At 72.3% G+C, this 21,500-nt stretch carries 18 protein-coding genes; 10 read left to right on the top strand and 8 right to left on the bottom strand.

What is annotated here, in order from left to right; all coding sequences use genetic code 11:
* Positions 1 to 191 precede the first annotated feature (191 nt).
* The 3 genes from O0S08_RS39000 to O0S08_RS38990 all read left to right on the top strand — a co-directional run bounded on the left by O0S08_RS39000 (position 192) and on the right by O0S08_RS38990 (position 4,537).
* The gene (locus O0S08_RS39000) at positions 192 to 1,736 is read left to right on the top strand and encodes a reverse transcriptase family protein (protein ID WP_269034557.1); all 1,545 of its coding nucleotides are present in this window, start codon (positions 192 to 194) and stop codon (positions 1,734 to 1,736) included.
* A 30-nt stretch (positions 1,737 to 1,766) separates the two neighbouring features.
* Positions 1,767 to 2,477, top strand: a complete 711-nt coding sequence (locus O0S08_RS38995) for an NnrU family protein (protein ID WP_269034556.1) — start codon at positions 1,767 to 1,769, stop codon at positions 2,475 to 2,477.
* Between the two features lie 575 nt (positions 2,478 to 3,052).
* Entirely contained in the window at positions 3,053 to 4,537 is a 1,485-nt protein-coding gene (locus O0S08_RS38990) for a YfaP family protein (protein WP_269034555.1), read from the top strand.
* A 205-nt stretch (positions 4,538 to 4,742) separates the two neighbouring features.
* Here O0S08_RS38990 and O0S08_RS38985 read toward each other — a convergent pair whose 3' ends face one another.
* The gene (locus O0S08_RS38985; protein WP_269034554.1) at positions 4,743 to 5,390 is read right to left on the bottom strand and encodes a hypothetical protein; all 648 of its coding nucleotides are present in this window, start codon (positions 5,388 to 5,390) and stop codon (positions 4,743 to 4,745) included.
* Between the two features lie 89 nt (positions 5,391 to 5,479).
* Here O0S08_RS38985 and O0S08_RS38980 point away from each other — a divergent pair, with 89 nt between their 5' ends.
* Positions 5,480 to 6,511 (top strand): phosphoinositide-specific phospholipase C-related protein, encoded by a 1,032-nt coding sequence (locus O0S08_RS38980; RefSeq protein ID WP_269034553.1) that lies wholly within the window; start codon positions 5,480 to 5,482, stop codon positions 6,509 to 6,511.
* A 130-nt stretch (positions 6,512 to 6,641) separates the two neighbouring features.
* Here O0S08_RS38980 and O0S08_RS38975 read toward each other — a convergent pair whose 3' ends face one another.
* From O0S08_RS38975 to O0S08_RS38965, 3 genes are all read right to left on the bottom strand, one after another.
* On the bottom strand, positions 6,642 to 9,323 hold the full coding sequence (locus O0S08_RS38975) for a hypothetical protein (protein WP_269034552.1): 2,682 nt from the start codon (positions 9,321 to 9,323) through the stop codon (positions 6,642 to 6,644).
* A 623-nt stretch (positions 9,324 to 9,946) separates the two neighbouring features.
* The gene (locus O0S08_RS38970; protein ID WP_269034551.1) at positions 9,947 to 10,342 is read right to left on the bottom strand and encodes a hypothetical protein; all 396 of its coding nucleotides are present in this window, start codon (positions 10,340 to 10,342) and stop codon (positions 9,947 to 9,949) included.
* A gap of 38 nt (positions 10,343 to 10,380) precedes the next feature.
* On the bottom strand, positions 10,381 to 11,295 hold the full coding sequence (locus tag O0S08_RS38965) for a hypothetical protein (protein WP_269034550.1): 915 nt from the start codon (positions 11,293 to 11,295) through the stop codon (positions 10,381 to 10,383).
* A 231-nt stretch (positions 11,296 to 11,526) separates the two neighbouring features.
* On the opposite strand from O0S08_RS38965, the gene O0S08_RS38960 reads away from it, so the two are divergent.
* The 5 genes from O0S08_RS38960 (at position 11,527) to O0S08_RS38940 (ending at position 16,000) form a co-directional block, all read left to right on the top strand.
* Complete coding sequence (locus O0S08_RS38960; protein ID WP_269034549.1) at positions 11,527 to 11,862, top strand: hypothetical protein; 336 nt, start codon at positions 11,527 to 11,529, stop codon at positions 11,860 to 11,862.
* Positions 11,863 to 11,946: 84 nt separating this feature from the next.
* Positions 11,947 to 13,659 (top strand): 1-acyl-sn-glycerol-3-phosphate acyltransferase, encoded by a 1,713-nt coding sequence (locus tag O0S08_RS38955; protein ID WP_269034548.1) that lies wholly within the window; start codon positions 11,947 to 11,949, stop codon positions 13,657 to 13,659.
* On the top strand, positions 13,656 to 14,597 hold the full coding sequence (locus O0S08_RS38950) for an NAD(P)-binding domain-containing protein (RefSeq protein WP_269034547.1): 942 nt from the start codon (positions 13,656 to 13,658) through the stop codon (positions 14,595 to 14,597). The genes O0S08_RS38955 and O0S08_RS38950 overlap by 4 nt, the downstream gene beginning before the upstream one ends.
* 4 nt (positions 14,598 to 14,601) lie before the next feature.
* Positions 14,602 to 15,045, top strand: coding sequence for a hypothetical protein (locus tag O0S08_RS38945; protein WP_269034546.1), 444 nt, complete (start codon positions 14,602 to 14,604; stop codon positions 15,043 to 15,045).
* A 214-nt stretch (positions 15,046 to 15,259) separates the two neighbouring features.
* Positions 15,260 to 16,000 (top strand): hypothetical protein, encoded by a 741-nt coding sequence (locus tag O0S08_RS38940; RefSeq protein ID WP_269034545.1) that lies wholly within the window; start codon positions 15,260 to 15,262, stop codon positions 15,998 to 16,000.
* Between the two features lie 14 nt (positions 16,001 to 16,014).
* On the opposite strand, the gene O0S08_RS38935 is transcribed toward O0S08_RS38940, so the two are convergent.
* From O0S08_RS38935 to O0S08_RS38920, 4 genes are all read right to left on the bottom strand, one after another.
* Entirely contained in the window at positions 16,015 to 16,467 is a 453-nt protein-coding gene (locus O0S08_RS38935) for a hypothetical protein (protein ID WP_269034544.1), read from the bottom strand.
* The gene (locus O0S08_RS38930; protein ID WP_269034543.1) at positions 16,464 to 16,691 is read right to left on the bottom strand and encodes a hypothetical protein; all 228 of its coding nucleotides are present in this window, start codon (positions 16,689 to 16,691) and stop codon (positions 16,464 to 16,466) included. The genes O0S08_RS38935 and O0S08_RS38930 overlap by 4 nt, the downstream gene beginning before the upstream one ends.
* Entirely contained in the window at positions 16,688 to 16,936 is a 249-nt protein-coding gene (locus tag O0S08_RS38925; protein WP_269034542.1) for a hypothetical protein, read from the bottom strand. Before O0S08_RS38925 ends, O0S08_RS38930 begins: the two co-directional genes overlap by 4 nt.
* Before the next feature lie 513 nt (positions 16,937 to 17,449).
* Positions 17,450 to 20,257 carry an SIR2 family protein gene (locus O0S08_RS38920; RefSeq protein WP_269034541.1) on the bottom strand — a complete coding sequence of 936 codons (2,808 nt, stop codon included), beginning with the start codon at positions 20,255 to 20,257 and terminating at the stop codon, positions 17,450 to 17,452.
* 253 nt (positions 20,258 to 20,510) lie between these two features.
* On the opposite strand from O0S08_RS38920, the gene O0S08_RS38915 reads away from it, so the two are divergent.
* Entirely contained in the window at positions 20,511 to 21,491 is a 981-nt protein-coding gene (locus O0S08_RS38915; RefSeq protein WP_269034540.1) for a peptidyl-prolyl cis-trans isomerase, read from the top strand.
* Positions 21,492 to 21,500: the final 9 nt, after the last annotated feature.

Here is a 21,500-nt window from a genome sequence, read left to right as displayed (position 1 = left end):
GCTATTCCGGTGTGACTTCCATGAAGCGACTGAGCGATGGCTACCCGGGGCCGCTTGAGTTGAGCGGTCCAGTCCTTTGAGCCTTCGTAGCGGGTCTTCGCCGTTGTCATGACACCTATCTCCACGCCGCTGCACGACCGCTGACGCGCCCTCCGACGCGCCCCTCACGAGCCTCTGGAACAGCCTGGATCATGGCCGGCCAACCGACATCCCGCGAAGCGCTGTACGAGCGGATCCGCAGCACCTCCAAGGAGGAGGTGATCCTCGAGGAGATGGTCCGTCTCGGCTTCTGGCCGGCGCAGGGCACGGTGCCGCACGACCCGGCCGAGGAGATCCGGCGCCGCGGCGAGCTCGAGCGCCAGCTGGCCGAGCTGCGCGAGAAGTCGCGCAAGCTCTACAACGAGAAGGTCCTGATCGCCGAGCAGCGCAAGGCCCGGCTGCTCGAGTCGCGGCGCAAGCAGAAAGAGACGAAGGCCCGCCGCGAGCGCGAGCGCCAGGAGCGGGCCCAGAAGTGGGCGGCCCGCAAGGCTGGCGAGATCCTGCACCTGGGTGAAGATGTCTCCGGGGGCATGTCCCAAAAGACATCCGACGCCGAGCTGCTGAAGAAGGAGGGCCTGCCGCCGCTCGCCGGCGCCGAGGAGCTGGCCAAGGCGATCGGCGTCGAGGTCAAGGCGCTGCGCTTCCTCGCCTACAACCGCAAGGTCTCGCGGGTCTCCCACTACCGCCGCTTCCTCCTGCCCAAAAAGACAGGCGGTTTCCGCCTGATCTCGGCGCCGATGCCCCGCCTCAAGCAGGCCCAGCGGTGGGCGCTCGAGCACATCTTCGCCAAGCTGACCGTCGACCCCGCCGCCCACGGCTTCGTCGCCGGCCGCTCGATCGTCTCCAACGCCAGGCCCCACGTCGGCGCCGACGTGGTCGTCAACTTCGACCTCAAGGACTTCTTCCCCACGGTGACCTTCCCGCGGGTGAAGGGCGCAGTGCGCCGCCTCGGCTACAGCGAGTCGGTAGCGACCGCGCTGGCGCTGCTCTGCACCGAGCCCGACGTCGACGAGGTCGCGCTCGACGGTACCACGTGGTTCGTGGCCCGCGGCCAGCGCTACCTGCCGCAGGGCTCGCCGTGCAGCCCGGCGATCACCAACCTGCTGTGCCGCCGCCTCGACCGCCGCCTCGGCGGCCTCGCCCAGGCGCTCGGCTTCGTCTACACCCGCTACGCCGACGACCTCACGTTCAGCGGCCGCGGCGAGGCAGCCGAGAGCAAGCGCGTCGGCAAGCTGCTGCGCGGGGTCGCCGACATCGTCGCGCACGAGGGCTTCGTCGTGCACCCGGAGAAGACGCGGGTGATGCGTCGCGGCCGGCGACAGGAGGTCACCGGCATCGTCGTCAACGACCGGCCGACGGTGCCGCGCGACGAGCTGCGCAAGTTCCGGGCGACGCTCTTCCAGATCGAGAAGGACGGCCCCGCGGGCAAGCGCTGGGGCAATGGCGGCGACGTGCTCGCGGCCGTGCACGGCTACGCCTGCTTCGTCGCCATGGTCGATCCGGCGCGCGGCCAGCCGTTGCTCGCGCGCGCGAGGGCGTTGCTCGCCAAGCACGGCGGGCCCAGCAAGCCGCCGAGTGGCTCGGGCCCGCGCGTGCCCTCGCCGAACACGCAGGCAGTAAATCCCCCCGAAGCGCCCAAGCCCGCCGCGCCCGCTGCGCCCGCTGCCCCCGCCAAGAAGGGCTGGAAGCTCTTCTAGCGCCCGTCGGGGCGTGCGACAGTCACCGGCATGACGCCGGAGCTGAGCGCGCTGATCGTCACCGCCGGGGCGTGGATCCTGCTCCACCTCGTGGTCGCCGGTTCACCGCTGCGGCGCGTCATCGTCGCCAAGGTCCGCGAACCTGGCTTTCAGGGCATCTTCTCGCTGCTATCGCTCGCCAGCCTGGTCGCGCTGGTGATGGCGTACCGCAGCGCCGCCGCCCCCGGTATCAACTTCGACCTGTGGGTGCCCAGCCACGCGGCGCTGTGGACGCCGCTGGTCGTCATGCCGGTCGCCCTGCTGCTGCTCGTCGGCTCGCTGACGACGCCCAACCCCACCTCGGTCGGCATGGAGCGCGCGCTGCATGCTCCCGCGCCGGCCCGCGGCATCTTGCGAGTCACCCGCCACCCGATGCTGTGGGGCTTCGTGCTGTGGGCCGCGGCGCACACGGCAGCCAACGGCGACGCAGCCTCGCTGGTGCTGTTCATCGCCATCGCAGTGCCCGCGCTGGCCGGCATGTTCAGCATCGATCGCAAGCGCGCCCGTCGCGATCCGGTCGGCTGGCAGCGCTACGCCGCGGCCACCTCGATCGTCCCGTTCGCCGCCATCGCCGCCGGCCGCAATCAGTTCGTGGCCGGCGAGATCGGCCTGTGGCGCGCCGGCGTGGCCCTGCTGGTGGCCGCGGCGATCGTCGCCGCCCACCCGCTGCTGATCGGCGTGTCGGCGCTGCCGTTCCCCTGAACTTTTGTGCATGTCCCTCAGGACAGGCCGCGAGACGCGGTCGACGTCTGCGACGACCCGCACCTGCTGCGCCGGGCCGGCGCGCCCGAACGCCTCGGTGACCGCACGGCGCCGTCGCGCTCGAGAATCTACCGCCGGCTCACGATGACTTCGCCCGCCACGCCTCGTACACGATCTCGGCGGCGAGGGCATGGTCCGCACGCAGGACGTGAACCGCCTGCTCGGCAAGCTCAGCGATCTCGGCGACCGCCGGGTCGCGCGAGGAGCGAGTCGGCGGCAGATCGGACCTGTCCCGAGAGTCATTGTCTATAGTCGCGCCCCGTCCGGGCGCGCCGACCTCAGCCACGCACGCCGCGGTCCGGCGGGCGGACGGCGAAGTGGGCGGGACGCAGCGAACGCTCGAAACTCGGACGGCCGCGCGATGCCGACCGCGTGGCGGCGCGTTCGCGCCCGTTGAGCCGTCGAGCCGGCCGCGCTACCGTGCAGGCCGGCGCGCGGCCCGGGCATCACCTGTCCCGAAGACCATCCTCCGCGCGCCCGGAGCGGACATGGGCGGCGGAAGTTACGACGGCGAAGTGGCGAGGGAGTCGCGCTCGCGCGGCGGCGACGTGTTCACCTACCGCGGCGAGGCGAGCCCGCACGGGCCGCGGGGCGTGCACCCGCTGCTCAATGCGCAGGGCAAGGTGCGCGAGTGCATGAACCCGACGCCGATCGTGGTGGCAATGGACGTGACGCGCTCGCGCGGCGACGACACCCGCATCATCTACGCCAAGCTGCCGCTGTTCATCGGCCAGATCGAGCTCAAGGGCTACGTGCCCGGCGCCGCGATCAGCTTCTGCGCGATCGGTGACGCGACCGCCGGCGACAAGGCGCCGCTCCAGATCGGCCAATTCGAGGCCGACAACCGCCTCGACGAGGCGCTCAGCAAGTGCTGGATCGAGGAGGGCGGCGGCGGCTCGGGCCAGGAGTCGTACGAGCTCGCGGCCTACTACTACGCCCGCCACACCAAGCTCGCGTGCCTCGAGCGCGGTGCCAAGGGCTACTTCTTCTTCCTCGGCGACGAGGGGTTCTATCCTCAAGTCAGCGCCGAGCAGGTGAGGCGCGTGCTCGGCCACGACATGCCGGAGGCGCAGCCGGTCCACGGCGGCGACCCGCGCGACGGCTTCGGCGCGCAGCCAGGCGCGACCGGCGTCGACAGCCGCACGATCTTCCGCGAGTTGCAGGACAAGTTCCACACGTTCCTCATCTACCCGCAGAAGTCGATGTCGGAGCGGCGCGCCGACATCGACGCGGAGATCCGCCAGCGCGTCCTCCAGGCCGGCGGCCGCTACGAAGGCGTCGACATCCGCGCGTCGCTGATCTGGGACAACCGCAACGACCTCGACCTCCACGTGATCGCGCCGTCGGGCGAGCACATCTACTACGCCCACAAGCGTTCCCAGTGCGGCGGCTGGCTCGACGTCGACATGAACGTGCGGGGCGAGTCGATCAAGCCGGTCGAGAACGTGCAGTGGATCCGCGGCTCGGCCCCCGCCGGCCGCTACCGCGTGTTCGTCCACAACTATCGCTTCCACGAGCCTGACCAGCGGCCGACGCAGTTCCGCGTCGAGGTCGAGATCAACGGCAGGGTCGAGCATTTCACCCGCGTGATCTCCGAGAAGGGCGAGACTGGGGTCGACAGTGAGGTGACGATCCTCGAGTTCGACTACGACCCTGCGGAGCGGCCCGCCGAACACCCTGCCGATGCCGGCGTGTACGCCAGCTACAGCGACGACGTGATCCTCCGCCAGTGGGGTGAGGTCCTGCCGCAATCGCACATCCTCCGCATCGAGGATCCGAAGGCGATCATCGACGTCATGCTCGGCGCTCTGGCGATCACCGGTGGCGGTCGCACGCTCGACGAGTACATCGCCGACATGCGTGGCCGCGAACAGCTCGACCTTCGCCAGGACCAGGCGTTCCGCACCCTCGGCGCGCTCGCTGCCGCCTGGCGCGGCGGGGAACCGCCGTCCGTGCTCGCGCCCGCCGAGCCGCGGGCGGGTCGCTCGCGCCGGCTGTGACATGTCCTTGAGGACATGTGATTGCCAGGGCCGGCGATGGGCCCGGGTAGGCTCGCGGGGCGACCAAACGCTTGCGGCCGCACGGCCTCGACCGTTCGGGTCGGGGCGTTCGTGCGGCCGCAGGTCTTCCTCATGCTTGCGGCCGCACGGCCTCGACCGTTCGGGTCGGGCGGTCGTGCGGCCGCAGCTGGGCGGGCCCTGCGAATCAGTGGCGGCCGCAGGCGATCGCGCGCAGCTCGTTCATCGTCTTGAGGCGCAGGCCGCACGGAAGGGTCTCGACGAACTGGGCGGCCTGGCGCCACGAGTCGCCGCGCATCTTCCACGAGCGGAGCTCCTCGGTCGGGGTGTACTTGCGGCGCTCGAGGTCGGCGCAGTACTGCTCGGCCGAGCGCTTGGCCATGCGCTTCGCCGGGGTCAGCTTGCTCTTGTCGACGGCCTTGGCGGCCGGGGCGGCGGGCGCCATCTGCAGCGGCGTGCCGGTCCACATGCCGGCGGTGACCGTCAGCGCGTCGCGCTTGCTCAGGCCCGCGGCCTGCCAGGCGGCGACGTCCTCGGCCGGCGTCGGGCCGAACGCGTCATGGCGTTGAAGCCATGTCCCGAAGACCAGGGAGGCGATCGCGGCCACGGCCAGCGCGCCGGCGCGGGCGGGACGGATGGCGGTCTCGGAGCCGCGGAGCACCACCACGGAGCCGGCCAGGGCGGTCGCCACCGCCGCGATCGCGGCCACGGCGGTCGAGCCGGACAGGCCCACGAGCAGGCCGAACAGGGTCCCCACGGCGCCGCCGAGCGTCAGGTCGGCGGCGAGGGCGTGACGGGGAGCGAGGTCGGTAGGCGAGGGGAAGGCTTTCATCATCGTGCCGCCAGCGTATCACTCCCGCGATGAACTGCGACGGGCGAGCCCGCGCGGTGCAGCGATCGGCGAGCGTCGGATATCCTGCGCAGATGAGCCCACGATCGCCGCTCGTCGTCCTCCTCCTGGTCGCCTGCACCGGTGAGCCGGCGACATCCGCCAGCGAAACCGACGCAGGTGAGAGTCCGACGGCGACCTCGAGCACCTCCGGCTCCAGCGGGGAGGGCGCGACCGGATCGACGGGCGATGTGACGACGACGACAGGGACTGGCGGATCGCCGACCGAGGTGACCACCGAGGTGACCGGAGAGACGACCGCGGCCTCGACCGGTGAGGACCCCGCGCTCGCCTGCAACGGCCACGTCGCCCTGTGCTCGCGCCGCTACGACGAGGTCGCCTACCCGTGCACCCACAACAGCTACTCGTCGCAGGACGCGGGCTTCACCCAACTGGTCGCCAACCAGCGGCGCACGGTCGCCGTCCAGCTCGCCGACGGGGTGCGGGCGCTGATGCTCGACGTCCACCTCGACGAGGGCGCGACGGCCCTGTGCCATGGGTCATGTACTTACGGCAAGACGCCCCACGTCGAGGTGCTCGCCGACATCGCCGCGTTCCTGGCCGACAACCCGCGCGAAGTCGTGACGATCCTCTACGAGGACTCGGCCAGCGTCGAGGCGATCGCCGCCGACTACGCCGCGCTCGACCTCGAGGACCGGGTGTTCGTGTACGGGGGCGGCGAGTTCCCGACGCTCGAAGCGATGATCGCCGCCGACACCCGCCTGGTCGTCACCGCCGAGCAGGGCGGGCCGCCGCCGGCCTGGTACCACCACCTGTGGGACCTCGCGTGGGACACGCCCTACTCGTACATGAGCCCCGACGACTTCTCGTGCGAACTCAACCGCGGCAGCACCGAGAACCCGCTGTTCCTCGTCAACCACTGGGTCAACAGCGTGCTCGACCTGCCGAGCGAGATGAACGCGATCGAGGTCAACACCTACGAGGTCCTGCACGCGCGCGTGGTCGAGTGCATGCAGACGAGCGGCGATTTCCCCAACTTCGTGGCGGTCGATTACTACGAGCGCGGCGATCTGTTCGCGGTGGTCGACGCGATCAACGGGGTGTGACGCAGGGGCACACGCGCGCTGGGCAGCGATCCGCGGCGCTCGGCCGCGCGAGGTCCATCCGGGGCCGCGGCCCGCCCGCCTCCTGTCCTTCCGGGCCGGGTGAAGGGAGGATTGCGGCCTGTCCTTCGGGTCATGTGCTCGCGCGACGCCGGCGTCGCGCGAGCGGGGCGAGCAGCGCGAGCAGCCACGGCGGCCTGGAATCGCGGCGCAGGGAGCAGCCGCTGCTGGCGAACTGCTGCGGCTCGCCGGCCGAGGTCTCGGCGCCGCTCGGGGCGCCGGCGGCGGTCGTCTCGAGGTCGTCGGGGACCGGCTCGCTCGGCCCGGACGTCGGGACAGCGGTGCCGTCGCTGCCCCCGGTCGTCGGCAGTTCGCCGCTGCTCGTGGGGTCGGACGTCGCGCTCGTGGTGAGTTCGTCGCTGGTCGACGGCGCCTCGCCGCCGCTCGAGCTCGCGCCGGCGGCGAGGTCGGGCGGCGAGGCCAGGATCCGCGCGTGGGCCCGGCGAGAGCTGACGGCGCTGTCGGCCACGAACCGCGAGTAGGTGGCGAGTACGTCGCCGCGATCGTTCACGGCCAGAACAGCCGCGCCCTCGCTCTCGGGCGCAGCAGACAGGGCGACGGGGCCGCGCAGCGCTCCCGACGGATCGAGCTCGGCGACCGCGAGGTCGAGCGACGCCGGCATCGAGCCGCCGGCGCCCGCGCGCCAGGTGACGAGGAAGCGGTCGTCGGCGAACACGGCCTTGGGGCACGCGCCGGCGAACCGGCTACAGCCCCAACCATCCGTCAGCACCTCGGGCGGCGCCAGCGACAGGACCGGCGAGGCCCCTGCCGGGCCCGCGAGCGCGACGAAGGTCGCGTGCAGGCCGAGCGTGTCTTGCCAGAGGACCAGGTACTCGTCGGCGCCGAACTGCAGCGAGAGGTCGCTGACGGCCACGCCGGGCGACGCAGGGACGACGACGAACCGCGGCCCGAGCGGCGCGCCGGTGGGACCGAGCCGCTGGCCGAAGATCGTGTCGTGGAAGATCCACGCGGCCAGGAAGCCGTCGCCGTGCGACGCCAGAGCGGGCTCGCGGATCATCGAGTCGTCGGGGCCCTCGGACAGCCAGTGCACGGATGAGAGTGCGCCGGCGCCGTCGAGGAGGATCGCGGCGAACTCATGGTAGCCGACTTGCGGGTCGTACTCGCAGCTGGGGCCCAGCAAGAGCACCCCGGCGTCACCGCGAGCCGCTGCGGGAAAGGCTTCGCACATGGGCAAAGGGAGCGGCTTTGGATCGAGGATGGTGCCGTCGGGACGGAGGCGAACGGCGCGGGATTGTTGGTCGCTGTCATTGAAGTACTGCAGACCGATGATCCAGTAGTTCTGGCCGTCGAACACCACGTCGACGTCGTCGACGTGCCCGGGGAGAGCGATGCCGGCGGGATCCAGCACCACGCCCGCAGGCGTGACGCGCGTAGCGAACAGGTCGCGGCCCTGGCTGGCGAGGTCGCGGGTATCGGTCCACAGGACCAGGAAGTCGTCGCCGTCCGAGGCGGCGGCGCGCACCTCCTGGGCGTTGGCGTGGCCGGAGATCCGCCGCGGAGACGGCTCGATCGCCGCTCCGGAGGAGGACGAGAGGCGCAGGCCGAAGATCGGGGCGAAGTTTTCGTCGGGGCTCGACCCGCCGGCGCTCCACGCGAGCAGGGCGTCGTCGCTGCCGTGGCCGGCCAGCGCGACGTCGATGCCGCGGGCCCCGGGGAGCGGAGCACTCCTCGTGATCGCGCCGTCGAGGCCGATCCGGGCGGTCTCGACTGCGAGCCAGAAATCGCCGCCGTCGTCGGAGCCGTCGCGACTCCACGCCACGGTGGCACCGAGACCGTTGCCGATGACGTCGATGCGGGAGAAGCCGTCGAACTCGCCGTCGTATTCGGCGATGAGGAGGCCGCCGGGATCGAGGACGACGCCGGCGGACGTGACGCGCGCGGCCATCAGCTTGTCCGGTTCCGGATCGCCCTCGACGTTGCGGCCCCAGACGACGACGTGCTGGACGCCGTCGAAGGCGACCACCGGCCCGGCCATGCCGCTGAACGGGTCGATCGTGATGGGCACAGGATCGAGCAGGGTGCCGTCGAGCCCGAGACGGGCGGCCTCGACGACGCGGGAGCCGAAGCCGGCCTCGCGCTGCCACACCACGAGGTGGTGCTGCCAGTCGAAGGCGATATCCAGCGAGCTCGGCGAGATGTCCGCGAGGACAGGTTCTTCGCCGGTGGCGAGGACCTGCCCCGAAGGACTCAGGCGTGCGACGTGGAGCCCCGGGGCGCCGGTCCAGGCGTACAGGAAGTCGGTGCCGTCGAATTCGAGCGCGCCGAGCCAGCCGCCGGTGGCGAGCAGGACGCCGTCGAGGTCGGGGACGGTGCCGTCGGCGAGCACGCGAGTGGCGTGGATCGGTCCGTCGACCGAGGGCATGACGACCATGAAGTCGACGCCGTCGCTGGCGACCGACGGCACGCTGTAACTGTCGGCGACGTCGCGCACGAGGAAGCCCGACGGGTCGAGGAGCTCGCCGTCGAGGCCGATGCGGGCGCCGCGGAGCTGCGGGCGCAGGGTCCGGAAGTCGCGCCACACGGCGAGGCACTGGTCGCCGCTGAAGCCGAGTGCCGGGGCATCCCCCGGGGCGGCGGCGACGACCGGCTCGTCGAGCGCGAACTCGGCGGAGAACACGGAGACCCCGGGCGCGCCGCGCAGGGCCTGCCCTTCCGAGGGGGGACAGGCGGCGAGGCAGAGGACCGACGTCGCGGCTCCGAGGGCGCGCGGGCGGACGCGAGAGCGGTGGTTCACACCGCGAAGATGACGCCGGCGGGCGCGGTCGCTGCGTCGGCACGTCCCTGCTCGTCCGCCGAGCGCCTGCCCCCCGCGAAAGAGGTGCGCGAGCCGAGTGCGCCCGCGCCGCCCGAGGTCGTGTCACGGCGAGGCCGATCCGGCCGATCGGCGCAGTCGAAGCGCCGGCGCGCTCCGAGGCCCGCAGGTGAGGCGCAGGTCACGAGTGACGGTCGCGTCCGACCGGCGTCCGCATCGGCCCGGCGAGCGCCGCGTGACGACGGACCTGGCCGCGAAGACAGGTCGATGCGCGCGAGCTACTCCGGTCCGTCGGTCTGCTCCAAAGGACAGATCAACGCCGACGACCTGCGACTCTGGAGGCACACCGGTGCAGCTTCACCTGGCCTTGAGGATACGTCCGTGCTGCGGAGCGCCGACGAGGAGCCTGCCCGTCGCGCGGGTCCGGCAGCGAGGTTCCACTTCTCTCTGAAGAGAAGATCCGCCGTGGCACCGTGGAGGCTGCCGCGATCGAGCACGCCTCGGCGAGGTCTCACATCTTCGAGAAAGAAGATGTGCCGAAGCACCGTGGAGGCTGCCGCGATCGAGCACGCCTCGCGCGGTCTCACCTCTCTTGAAGAAGGACCTCAGCCGTGGCGGACGGTGACCTGCAGGCTGCCGGTCTTGGGCACGGTGAGCACGCCCTCGGCGAGGATCTTCTGGCCGTCGCGGACCTGGATGTCGTGCTTGCCGGGCAGCAGCGACAGGTTGGCGTCGGGGGCGGTGCCGGCGTAGCGGCCGTTGACGAACACGCTGCCGCGGCCGCCGTCGATCTCGAACGCGACCTTGCAGGCGGGGCCCTTGCGCTTGGCCTTGAGCTGCTTGGCCGACAGCGACGCGTCGGGCTCCCACTTGGCCTTGTCGTCGGACAGGCACACCCCGCTGGCGTCGGAGCACGCGGCGGCGGCGCGGGCCGGCGCGGCGGCGCCGAGGGCGAGGGCGAGGGCGAGGACGGACAGGACGGCGGGTGTACGGAAGGACATGGCCGATGGTTCCTGGTCGAAGGGGAATGTCCTCACGGTCAGAAGCGACCGCCGAGGGTGAGGCCGCCGTAGCCGTAGCCGAGCGCGGGGGCGACGTGGACGCGCGCGGTCTCGTCGGCGCCGTGCTCGGCGCGGTAGGCCTTGCGCTTCTTGACGCCGAGGGCGAGCAGCGCGATGCCGACGCCGAGGCCGACGGCGGCCACGCCGATGCCGGCGTAGGCGACCACGTTGGCGGTCTTGCCCTTCTTGTCGATGTCGGCGAACTGGGCGTCGAAGTCGATGGCCGAGGGGTCGAGCGCGTCGACGTCCTTCTGCGCCTTGCTGCTGAGCGCCAGGCCGGCGCCGATCATCGCCAGGCCGCCGACGCCGACCACGGTCGCCAGCGCGCCGCCGGCGATGAGGCCGCGACCGTCGCGCGGGGTGCCCTTCTCCTTCTTCGGCTCCTCGACCGGCGGCGGGGCCTCCACGGGCTTGTCGAGGTCGGCGATGGCCTTCTCGCTGTCCTCGACGACCTTCTTGCCGCGGGTCATCTCGCGGTCGAACTCGCCGGCGTCGAGGTGCTGCCAGGCCGGGTCGCAGCGCGGGTCCTGCTGGAAGGCGGCGATGTCCATGCCGATCGAGGCGTGCTCGACGGCCCGCTCGAGCGCCGCCTTGTCGCGCTCGGCGACGCCCTCGGCGAGGAAGGCCTCGCCGGCGTCGATGTAGAGGACCGGGTCGCTGGTCTTCTTGGCCTCGCCGGCGAGCAGCTCGGCCGCGCCGCCGGGATCGCTCGAGAGCATCGGCTTGGCGCGATCTTGCACCGTCTTGCGCACGCCTGCGGCGCTGGCCGGCGTGACATCCCCGGCCAGCGCCGGCAGAGGCAACGTCGTGATCGGGAGCGTGACGGCGAGCAACGCCGCAGCGAGCTTCGGGACGGGCCTTCGCGCCGGTCCCGGGATCGAGTGCGCGATCATCCCGGGCACGGTACCAGGGCCGACGGCGGAGGAAAACACGCGCCCGAGGCGCGAATGCCAGGCCCGCAGAGCTGTGAGCAGCACCCCCGGAATAGCCGTCGAGGAGCGCGGCGGGGTCTCCGTGCCGCAGTGCCTCGACCTGGCCCCGAGGCCCGGCGACGACCGTCCATGTTCGCGGGCCCGTCGTCGCCGCCCTTCCCATGCGCGCGGTTTTGCGGCTACGTTGATCGGGTGACGACAGGCCACCACGGAGTTCGCGAGTGGTTGGGCGTGGCGCTGCTGGGCGCGCTGCTCGGCGGTGCGTGCTACGAAGGTCCGGGCCCGAAGGAGCCGCCGCCGGGCTCGCCCGGAGGCTTCTGCGCGCCCGGCGGGCTGTGCAACGAGCCGACGAGCGTGTGCGACCCCGACGGCGATTATTGCTACGACAAGTTCAACGTGTGCCGCGGGATCTTCTGCGGCGAGGCCGGCCAGTGCGTGGCGGTCGACGCCAAGCCCACCTGCGTGTGCGATCCCGGCTACACCAACGAGGTTTATTCGCTCTACTGCGAGCCCCTCGCCGCGCGGTGACGGGCGGCGCGCTCGCGCCGACGCACCCGCGTGACGCCGTGGGAGTAGTTGCGGCGCCGCGAGCCGGTTATGCTCCCCCGGCCCATGCGCTCGTTCGTGCACCGCCTGCTGTCCCGCCCGCTGCGCCTGCCGGCCATCCTCGGGCCCAGGCCGCAGCCGGGTGACCCGCAGATCTTCCGCTTCAACGGCGAGCGCGAGCAGATCATCGCCGAGGTCGTGCGGCGGACCGAGCAGCACTTCGCGGCCGATCCGAAGAAGCTGCTGTACGCGCTCAACGAGGCCGGGCACGCCGAGATCCGCCGCCTGTCGGCGCAGGGCGACGCCGAGGCCGACCAGGCGCTGGGCTCGTGGCGCCGGCTGGTCAAGCGGCTCGGCAAGATGTCGGACGAGGAGCGGGCCGACAGCCTGCGGGCGATCGCCCGCGTCATGGCCGAGGACATCGCCGGTAACTTCGACCCGCGGGTGTACAAGCTGGCGACGCGGCTGATCCCCGGCGTGCTGACGGCGGTGATGAACCCGATGGGCCTGCCGAACCAGCTGCTGGCCGGCGGCTTCGCCCAGCTCGACGCCCTGATCTCCGCCGAGGGCCCGCTCGACAAGCTGCGCCGGCTGGCCCAGATCGGCACGCTGGTGCTGGTCCCGACCCACTCGTCGAACCTCGATTCGGTCGCGCTCGGCTACGTGCTGATGCGCGAGAACCTGCCGCCGGTGGTCTACGGCGCCGGCAAGAACCTGTTCAGTAACCCGCTGATCAGCTTCTTCATGCACAACCTCGGCGCCTACCGCGTCGACCGGCGGGTCTCGGCGATGCTCTACAAGGAGGCGCTGAAGACCTACTCGTGCCTGATGATCGAGCGCGGCTATCACTCGCTGTTCTTCCCCGGCGGCACGCGCTCGCGCTCGGGGACGATCGAGCGCAAGCTGAAGCTCGGGCTGGCCGGCACCGCGGTCGAGGCGTTCTCGCGCAACCAGTCGCGCGGGCTGCACCGCCCGGTGTTCTTCGTGCCGGCGACGCTGAACTACGCGCTGGTGCTCGAGGCCGAGACGCTGATCGAGGACCACCTCAAGGGCGCGGGCCAGGCCCGCTACATCATCGACGACGACGAGTTCTCGCGCGTCGACCGGGTCTACGCGTTCCTGACCAAGCTGGTCACGCTGCGCTCGGCGCTGGTGGTCCGCTTCGGCGACGCGATGGACCCGTTCTGCAACCCCGTCGACGACGAGGGCCGGTCGATCGCGCCGTCGGGCAAGCCGGTCGACCCGGGCTCGTACGTCAGCCGCCGCGGCGTGCCGTCGGTCGACCCGGCGCGCGACGCCGGCTACACGCGCGAGCTCGGCGACGCGATCGCCCGCGAGTACCAGCGCGAGACGGTGATCGTCTGGACGCAGCTGGTCGCCCACGTGCTCTACCGCTACCTGGTGTTTGCCACGCCCGAGCTCGACCTGTTCAGCCGCCAGCGCCGCCGCGGCGAGGTGGCGATGCCGCGCGAGCAGCTGGTGAGCGAGGTCGCCGAGGCGCGTGACCGCCTGCTGCGGGCCGAGGCCGAGGGGCGGGTCCACGTCGGGCCGGTGCTGCGCTCGCAGTCGCCGGAGCGGCTCGTCTCCGAGGCGCTGTCGGCCTGGCGCGACTACCACACCAAGGTCGTCGCGCGCGAGGTCGGCGACGACGTGCTGATCGAAGATCCGAACCTGCTGCTGTTCTATCAGAACCGCCTGCTGCCGTGGGCCGAGGAGCTGGCGACCGAGGAGACGCTGGCCGCCGCGCGCAGCATCGTCAACCAGGGAGGCAAGGCATGAGCGCGCCGCCGGTCGGGATCGTCGGAGGCGGAAACTTCGGCTGGGGCCTCGCGCACGCGGTCGAGCGGGCCGGGCGTCAGGCGCTGCTGTGGAGCCGCCGGCCGCAGCGCGCCGGCACCGAGCACATCGACCTGGTCTCCGGGCCAGCCGCGCTCGCCGAGGCCGAGCTGATCTTCTTCGCCGTGCCGTCGCCGTACGTCGCCAGCATCGCCCGCGAGCTCGGCGTGCACCTCGACGGCGGCCACTTCCTGGTCCACATCTCGCGCGGGGTGGTCGGCGACGACCTGCACGGCCTGACGCAGGTGCTGCGCAGCGAGACGCCGTGCCGCCGCGTCGGCGCGCTGGCGGGGCCGCTGGTGGCCGAGGCGCTGATCACCGGCGCGCCGAGCGGGGGGGTGGTCGCCAGCCGCTTCCCCGAGGTGCGGGCGGCGGTGCGCGAGGCGATCGGCGGGTCGTCGGTGCGGCTCTACAGCACCGACGACGTCACCGGGGCCGAGTTCGCGTCGACTGCGGTCGGCCTGTTCGCCACCGCGATCGGGTTCGCCCAGGGCCACGGGCTCGGGCCGGCGGCGCAGGCGATGCTGGCGACGCGGGCGATGGCCGAGGCGGCGCGGATCGGCGTGGTGCTCGGCGGCAAGCACGAGACGTTCATGGGCCTGGCGGGCTTCGGCGACCTGATGGCGGCGGTCGCCGGCGACGAGCGGCCCGAGCTGGCGATCGGGCGGGCGATCGCGGAGAACCAGCCGTTCGAGCAGATCGGCTCGATCGGCGGCACCTACTTCGAGGGCCTCGAGAGCGCCGGCCGGATCGCCGCCTACACCCGCCGGGTCAAGCTGCACGCGCCCGTGATCACGCTGTGCGCGGCCGCCTTCGCGCGGGAGATCCCCGCGGGCGAGGCCGTCGCCGCGTTGATGTCGCGCGAGGTCGGAGAAGAGTGACGTCATGAATCTGCTGCCCACCACCCGCTACGTCCCCTGTCCCGCCTGCGGCGAGCTGCTGCGAGCCGGCGCCGCCTGCTGCCCGCACTGCGACGCGAGCCTGTCCTCGGGGACAGGTGTGTGCACCGCCGCGGCCCTGCTGGTGTCCGGCCTGACGCTGAGCGGCTGCCTGGTGACCGCCGTCTACGGGGTGCCCGCGACCGAGTCGGACTCGTTCGAGCCGCTCACCACCGGCACGAGCAGCGGGACCGACACCGGGACGGGCGCGAGCACGGGCACGACCGCCGGCGAGACGACCACTGCGCCGACCACCGGGACGCCGACGACCGACGCGACCACGACGTCGACCGGGACGACGACCACGGACGAGACGACCGGGACGACCACCGACGAGCCCGAGACCGGCACCTCGACCACCGGCACCGACACCGGCGCGACCACCGGCTGAACGAGCCGAGCCGGCCGCGGGGCCCGGGCGACCGACGCGGTTCGGCCGCGGTGAGCCCGAGCCCGAGCCGCTGTACGGCGTCGTCGGGCTAATAAAATCTGTCTCCAGGGGCATGTCTCCTGGAGCATGTTTGAAGGGCAATGTTCCTTCGGGCATGGGCGAAAGGACATGCCCCGCGCCCCGAGCCGCGGCCGGGTCGTGGTAGATCGATCCCATGGACTGGCGAAGACTTGGTCTATCAGGAGCGATCGCGGTGGTGCTGCTCGGCGGGTGTCCCGGGGTCGACAAGGGCGACTCCGGCACGGACGGCTCGAGCGGCACGACGACGGCGGTGACGGGCGGCGAGAGCACGAGCGGCGGCGAGAGCACGAGCGGCGGCGAGAGCACGAGCGGCGGCGGGAGCACGAGCGGCGGCGAGGGCACGACGGGCCTGCCGACGACCGGCGGCGCTTCGACCACCACGGGCGAGCCGGCCGGCGCGTGCGGGGAGTACGCGGCTGCGCTGGAGCACACGGACGAGGTGTGGTGTCCCTGCGCGGTCGAGTCCGACCTCGAGCCGGACGTCGAGTCCTGCCTCGACGACTCGGCGACGGAGGGCGCGCCTTACGTCGCGTGCCTCTGCGAGCTCGAGGAGGTCGATCCGGCGCACGCGGAGTACATCGCGTGCATGGCCGCGGCGGAGGAGGGTTACGCGACCTGCACCTCGCCGCTGAGCTGCGACGAGCTGGTCGACCTGGGGCCGCAGGAGCTCGAGTGCAACGGCACCTTCCTCGAGCAGCTGCGGCTGTGCGCCAAGGCGTCGCCGGCGACCGCCCTCGTCGCCGAGGAGAAGTGCGAAGACTTTCCACCGTTCGTGTGCGGCTCGGGCGAGTCGATCGCGTTCTCCTTCATGTGCGACGGCGAGGCCGACTGCATGGACATGTCCGACGAGAGCGAGGCGACCTGCCAGTTCTGACGGCCGGCGTGGCATCAGGCGGAGGCTTCGCGGCGGAGGTCGCGGGCGCGGCGGCCGGCGTCGGCGACGATGAGGCCCTCGACCTCGCGGACGATGTGCGCCAGCAGCGGGCCGAGGACGCGCTGGCGCCGGCGGACCAGCGACCACAACAGGGCGGCGAGCGCGGGGACGTCGACGTCGGCGTCGCCGGAGACGCGAGTCAGCAGGTCGCGCAGGGGCCGGCCGCCGAGCTCGGCGAGCCACGGGGCGAGGCGGTCGTCGAGGGTCGCGGTCACCTCGCGCCACAGCTGCTCGTCGTCGGCGAGGGCGTCGCCCAGCGCCGCGACCACGGCCGAGGGCCACAGGCACTCGACCTCGCCGGCGCGCGCGAGCAGGCCGGCAGCCTCCCGCCGCGTCAGCGCCAGAGTCAACACCAGCCGCAGCGCGCCGGCCTCGGGCGGCTCGCTGGCGGGGAAGCCGGCGGTCACCCCTCGCCTCCGCCGGGCAGGACCTCGAGGCCAGGTCGCCTGGGACAGACCCGCGCCAGCTGCACCATCGCCCGCGCGAGGGTGGTGGTCAGCGCCTCGCAGGCGTCGCGCGCCAGGCGAAAGCTGAGCGGGCCGGCGTGGACGTGGACGACGCCGTCGCCGGCGAGCTCGACGCGGTAGCCGGGGGCGCTGGCCAGCACGACCGGGTCGGGACGTCCGCTCACGCCTCACCTCGCACGCGCCGCCCGAGGTGCAGCGGGAGGCCGCCGTCGTGGTCGCTCGGCGGCCGCGCGGCCAGCTCGGCGACCGCCTCGAGGATCAGCGCCGACAGGCCCTCGAACGCCTCCGGGGTGAAGCGCAAGGTGGTGGCGCCGACGTTGAGGTGGATCATCGTGCAGCTGCACGCATCGATCGTGACCATCGCGCTGGTGGCGAGGCGAGTCCGCTGACAGGGGCGTGTGGGGTGCATGGGGTGCTCTCGGTGTTAATTGATATGGGTTTTGAATATCATTTTCAAGAAGTGAAAAAAGGCGAGTAAGGCGGGTGTAGGCAGCGTTCCTCGTGATGGTGCGAATTCGAGCTGGCCTCGAGGCAGGGCCGGGGAGGCGGCATGAAGGACGGATGGGTCGCGGTTGAAGAGACAGGTCGTGCTGCGTGGAGCCGGGAGTTCCAAGCCTTTCGACATGTCTTGAGGGACATGCGAATGCGTCCGCGGCAGCGCGACGGCTGCGACCTCGCTCCGCGAGCGAACATGCCTCGGCGTGGTGACGGCGAGCCCGGTGCCTTCGCCCAGGTCCTGGTCCCGGACTCATGCTCCGAGCCTCTTCCGCCGCTCCGCTGCGGGGCCTGACAGGCCCATGAGCTCCGCGAGCGCGCGCATGCAAAGGGCATCGCGCCGGCGGCTTCGGGCCGAACGGCGAGAGCTCGAGCTCGGCGCTCGGCCTGCGAGCTCGGCGGCCCTCCGCCCGGCGAGCGCGCGCATTCAGGGGGCTTCGTGTTCGAGGGCCTCGAGGTCGAACGGCGGGAGCTCGGCGAGGCGGGGCTCGAGGCGAGCGAGCTCGGCGGCGCTCAGCGAGCCGGCGAGGCGCTGCGCCAGCCGGATGTAGCAGCGCCGCGACGCCCGATCGAGGCGGCGCGCGAGGGCGCCGATCAGGCCGCGCGGGAGGCCCAGGAGCGGCGACAAGCCGCGGGCGTGGACCTGGAAGGGGGCGAGCACGTAGCGGTCGTCTCGACCTTGCAGGCGCTGCAGCAGGCCGGCGAGGAACGCGAGGCCGGCCAGCTCCATGTTGTTCGCGTGTTGCCCGATCACGGCGCGGTGCAGGCGTCGGAGCGCGTCCTCGGCCGCCGAGAACTGGCCCTGCCAGGCGAGCAGCAGGGTGCGGTGCGCCAGCGCCAGCTTGTCGTCGGGATCGGCGGCGAGCAGGGTCGTGACGAGCGACATGGCCGATGAGACAGCTTCGTGCGTGGGCGGATCGGTGAGGCGCTCGACGAGGTCGAGGGAGAGCGTCCGGTCGGCGGGGAACTGCTCCAGGCCGGCGCGCAGCAACGCGACGGCGCGGCCGCTATCCGGCTCGGCGCGGGCCTGCATCGAGATCGCCCAGGGGTCGGTGTGAGCGGCCTCGCCGGCGACCTGCTGCATGGCGCGCTGCAGGTCGCCCGCGGCGGCCGGCCAGCGCCGCAGAGGACCCGCGGTCCACGACCTGGGCACGGCGGCAACTTCTTCGGCCTCGGCCGCCCACGACTCGTCCACGACGGGTTCCGGAGCGAGTGCGAGGTCGGCGTCGTCGTCCGCGTCTTGCCGTTGCGAGCGCCGGTCCGCTTCGGGGGGCGCGGCAGGGCGAGAGGAGCCGGAAGGGAGCTGCGAGATGTCCGAGAGGTCAGGATCTGCGGCGGGCTCGGCGCTCGGGTCGCGACCTGCGGGATCGTCGAGTCGAGGGATCGGCGCGGCCTGGAGCGACTCGGGCCCTCGCTGCGCCGGATCGACCGAGGCGCCGAGCGGGGACGGCGAACCGGTCGGGGCCGCCTCGCGCGAGGCGCCTCCGGGAGCCTCCGCGATCTTTCCGCGCCCGTCGGTGCGCGCGACGGGGGTGCTGTCCGAACGGACAGGAGACGAACGGCGCGTGGACTCGAGGCCGCGCAGCGGCGGTTGCGAATCGGACCGCGACTCGCGGGCGGGCGGCGGCGGCGGTGGCGTTAAGATGGCCGAAGAGACAGGCGACGGCTCCGCGGCGCTGCGGTTCGCGGGGACGGCCTGACGCTGCGGGGGGTCGTCCCCCGCGCCGAGCGACCCGGCCCGGGCTTCCGAACGGACAGCAGGAGCGGCGGACGGCCCGCCCGGGGCGCGGCTGTCCGAAGCGACAGGTTGACGCGGTGCGCGAGGCGGAGCCGCCGCGGGCGGCGCAGGGTCGGGGCTGGTCGAAGAGGTGGGGGCGGCCTCGGATCGGATGTTCGAAGAGACAGGTGTGCGCGATGCGCCCGAATGCTCCGCGGGGCGTGCAGGGCGAGAGCCGGTCGAGGAGGCGGGTTCGGCCGAAGGAGCGGCCTCGCTGTGGATGTCCGAAGAGACAGGTGTGTGAGATGCCCCCGCCGGCGGCGCGGCGGGGTGTGCAGGGCGAAATCTGGTCGAAGAGACAGGTTCTGCCGAAGGCGCGGCCTCGGCGTGGATCTCCGAAGAGTCATGGAGGCGCGAGGCGCCCGCCAGCGGCGCCGGGGGGCGACCAGGACGAGAGCTGGTCGAAGAGACATGTTCGGAAGATTCGCCGCGTTCGGTCTCCCGCGCCTCGAGCTCGGGTTCGGCCTCCTCGAGCGCCGGCGAGGGCGGGGGGAACACGCGCGCGTGCAGCTCCTCGACGCGGCGGCGGTAGTTGTCGACGCGGGTGCGGGCCTTCGACTCGATGACCTGGTCGAGCAGGGGGATCCGCAGGCGCGCGCTGAGGCGCAGCATGAGCTCGTCGAAGCCCTCGATCGGCACCAGGACCCCGCGGTGGCGGGCCACGAGCCGGCGGATCTCGGGGCCGGGCGGGCCCGCGGGGCCGTAGTAGCACCAGAAGATCCCGCCGGGGATCGCGTCCTCCGGCAGCCCCTTCAAAAATCCCATCAGGCTGCCGTCGTTGCCGCCGTAGCCGATCACGATCGGCGTGTAGGCGCGGAACACCCGGGTGAGCGGCTCGATCCACGCCGTCTGCAGGGCCGCGATCTCGGCCGCGTGGTTCATCGGCGCCATCAGGAGGTCGCGGTGGATCTTCACCACCACCGGCCGGCGCGGCTCGACGTGGACGAAGTTGGCCAGCGACTCGTGGCCGCACACCAGCGGCGCGGTGCCGGTGAAGATCGACAGCGCCTCGCCGACGAGGTTGTCGAAGTTGGTGGTGATCACCAGCTTGTGGCGCGTCTCGGCGAGGATGTGGGCCAGCACCGAGTAGCCGAAGCTCGGGTCCTTGCCCTGCATGATGTCCTCGAGGTCGGCGTAGCCCTCGTCGGGGTGCTGGCGGAAGCGGCGGGCGAACACCTGGCTGTAGAAGGCCGGCGCGTCGGGGAGCGAGAAGTCGCGGATCTCGAGCGCCTCGGGGGTGGCCCACCGCTCGAGCGGCACGCCGCCGCGAGCGAGGCGCCGGTGCAGCTCGCCGAGCCAGCGCCGCACCAGCGCGCCGGCCGCGGGGATCCCCGACTGCACCGACGCGCCGGCGCCGAGGATGAAGGCGAACCGCCGGTTGTGCATCTTGCGGTCGATGTCCCAGAACTGCTCGCACAGCCCCTCGGGGCCCCACTCTTCGGGCTCGACCACGCTCATGCGGGCCCAGGATGACCCCCCGCGACCGCGGCCCGCAAGGGCCGGGGAGGCCGGCGACCGCTTCGCCGGCGCGGCGGCGACCGGGCCCGCGCGCGAGCGCGGCGGCCGGGGTCGAGGGCGACGAGGCGCAGGCCGTCCGGCGCGGTTATTCCTGGTCTTTGGGGCAGGTTCGTCGCCGCGGGCGGGCGGACCGCGGGCGGGCCGCCGGGGCTGCGGCCTTGTGCCGGCGGGCGGGCGGTGCTACGAGGGTCGCATGCGCAGGGTCGCACGCGTCGCAGCGCTCGTGGTCGCGGGGTTCGCCTCGGGGGCGGTCGGTCCGGGATCGGCGCGCGCCGAGGGCCTGGTGCTCGACCGGATCGTCGCGGTGGTCGGCGACGAGATCATCCTCCTGAGCCAGCTCGACACCCTGGTCGCCAGCTCGCCGCTGATGCAGGAGGCGCTGCAGAAGTACGGCCGCAACCCGACCCAGCAGCAGGTCGAGATGGCGACCCGCGAGGCGCGGACGCAGGCGCTCGACGAGCTCATTGATCAGCAGCTGATCAAGAAGGAGGCCGTGCGCTTCCAGATCAGCATCACCGACGCCGACGTCGACCGCTACTTGCAGCAGATCGCGCAGGAGAACGGGTTCTCCAACATCAAGCAGCTGCGCGAGGCGGTCGAGCAGAGCGGCCAGTACGGCAGCTGGGCCGACTACATCCAGGACACCAAGGACCAGCTGCTCGTGTACCAGACCACCCGGGCGCTGGCGAACACGTCGGTGACGGACGCGCAGATCCGCGAGCAGTACCGCAAGATGGTCCGCGGCGTCGACATCAAGGCCGACCTGCTGCGCTTCGTGTTCACGCCCGAGGAGCAGACCGCGAAGTCCCGCGACGCCGCCTACGCCAAGGCCCAGGCGGTCGCCCGCCGCATGCGCTCGGGCGAGGACCCGATGGCGCTGGCGCAGGAGTTCCTGATCACCGAGCCGAAGGCGACGCTGTCGCGCGGCGAGGTCGCGCCGACCATCGAGGACGCCATCTTCGCCGCCCGCGTCGGCGAGACCGTGGGGCCGCTCGAGACCGGCCAGGGCTACCTGGTCGTCAAGGTGGTCCGCCACGACACCGGCAACGTGCTGCCGTTCGACCAGGCCAAGGAGCGCATCCGCATGCAGCTCGAGCAGGAGTCGTTCGCCCGCGCGGTCAAGGACCTGCGGTCGAGCCTGCGGGCCAAGACGCACATCGACCAGCGGCTGTAGCCGCCGGTC

The organism is Nannocystis punicea (assembly GCF_026965555.1).
Classification (GTDB): domain Bacteria; phylum Myxococcota_A; class Polyangia; order Nannocystales; family Nannocystaceae; genus Nannocystis; species Nannocystis punicea.
The sequence above is the reverse complement of the archived record's forward strand: the minus strand, read 5'-3'. Positions and strand labels throughout refer to the sequence as shown.

What these genes read in the sequence shown, in the direction of transcription:
- O0S08_RS39000 (WP_269034557.1), top strand. Translation starts at nt 192, where the DNA reads ATGGCCGGCCAACCGACATCCCGCGAAGCGCTGTACGAGCGGATCCGC.
- O0S08_RS38985 (WP_269034554.1), bottom strand. Translation starts at nt 5,390, where the DNA reads ATGATGAAAGCCTTCCCCTCGCCTACCGACCTCGCTCCCCGTCACGCC.
- O0S08_RS38925 (WP_269034542.1), bottom strand. Translation starts at nt 16,936, where the DNA reads ATGCACCCCACACGCCCCTGTCAGCGGACTCGCCTCGCCACCAGCGCG.
- O0S08_RS38920 (WP_269034541.1), bottom strand. Translation starts at nt 20,257, where the DNA reads ATGAGCGTGGTCGAGCCCGAAGAGTGGGGCCCCGAGGGGCTGTGCGAG.
- O0S08_RS38940 (WP_269034545.1), top strand. Translation starts at nt 15,260, where the DNA reads ATGGACTGGCGAAGACTTGGTCTATCAGGAGCGATCGCGGTGGTGCTG.
- O0S08_RS38945 (WP_269034546.1), top strand. Translation starts at nt 14,602, where the DNA reads ATGAATCTGCTGCCCACCACCCGCTACGTCCCCTGTCCCGCCTGCGGC.
- O0S08_RS38980 (WP_269034553.1), top strand. Translation starts at nt 5,480, where the DNA reads ATGAGCCCACGATCGCCGCTCGTCGTCCTCCTCCTGGTCGCCTGCACC.
- O0S08_RS38950 (WP_269034547.1), top strand. Translation starts at nt 13,656, where the DNA reads ATGAGCGCGCCGCCGGTCGGGATCGTCGGAGGCGGAAACTTCGGCTGG.
- O0S08_RS38970 (WP_269034551.1), bottom strand. Translation starts at nt 10,342, where the DNA reads ATGTCCTTCCGTACACCCGCCGTCCTGTCCGTCCTCGCCCTCGCCCTC.
- O0S08_RS38965 (WP_269034550.1), bottom strand. Translation starts at nt 11,295, where the DNA reads ATGATCGCGCACTCGATCCCGGGACCGGCGCGAAGGCCCGTCCCGAAG.
- O0S08_RS38955 (WP_269034548.1), top strand. Translation starts at nt 11,947, where the DNA reads ATGCGCTCGTTCGTGCACCGCCTGCTGTCCCGCCCGCTGCGCCTGCCG.
- O0S08_RS38915 (WP_269034540.1), top strand. Translation starts at nt 20,511, where the DNA reads ATGCGCAGGGTCGCACGCGTCGCAGCGCTCGTGGTCGCGGGGTTCGCC.
- O0S08_RS38995 (WP_269034556.1), top strand. Translation starts at nt 1,767, where the DNA reads ATGACGCCGGAGCTGAGCGCGCTGATCGTCACCGCCGGGGCGTGGATC.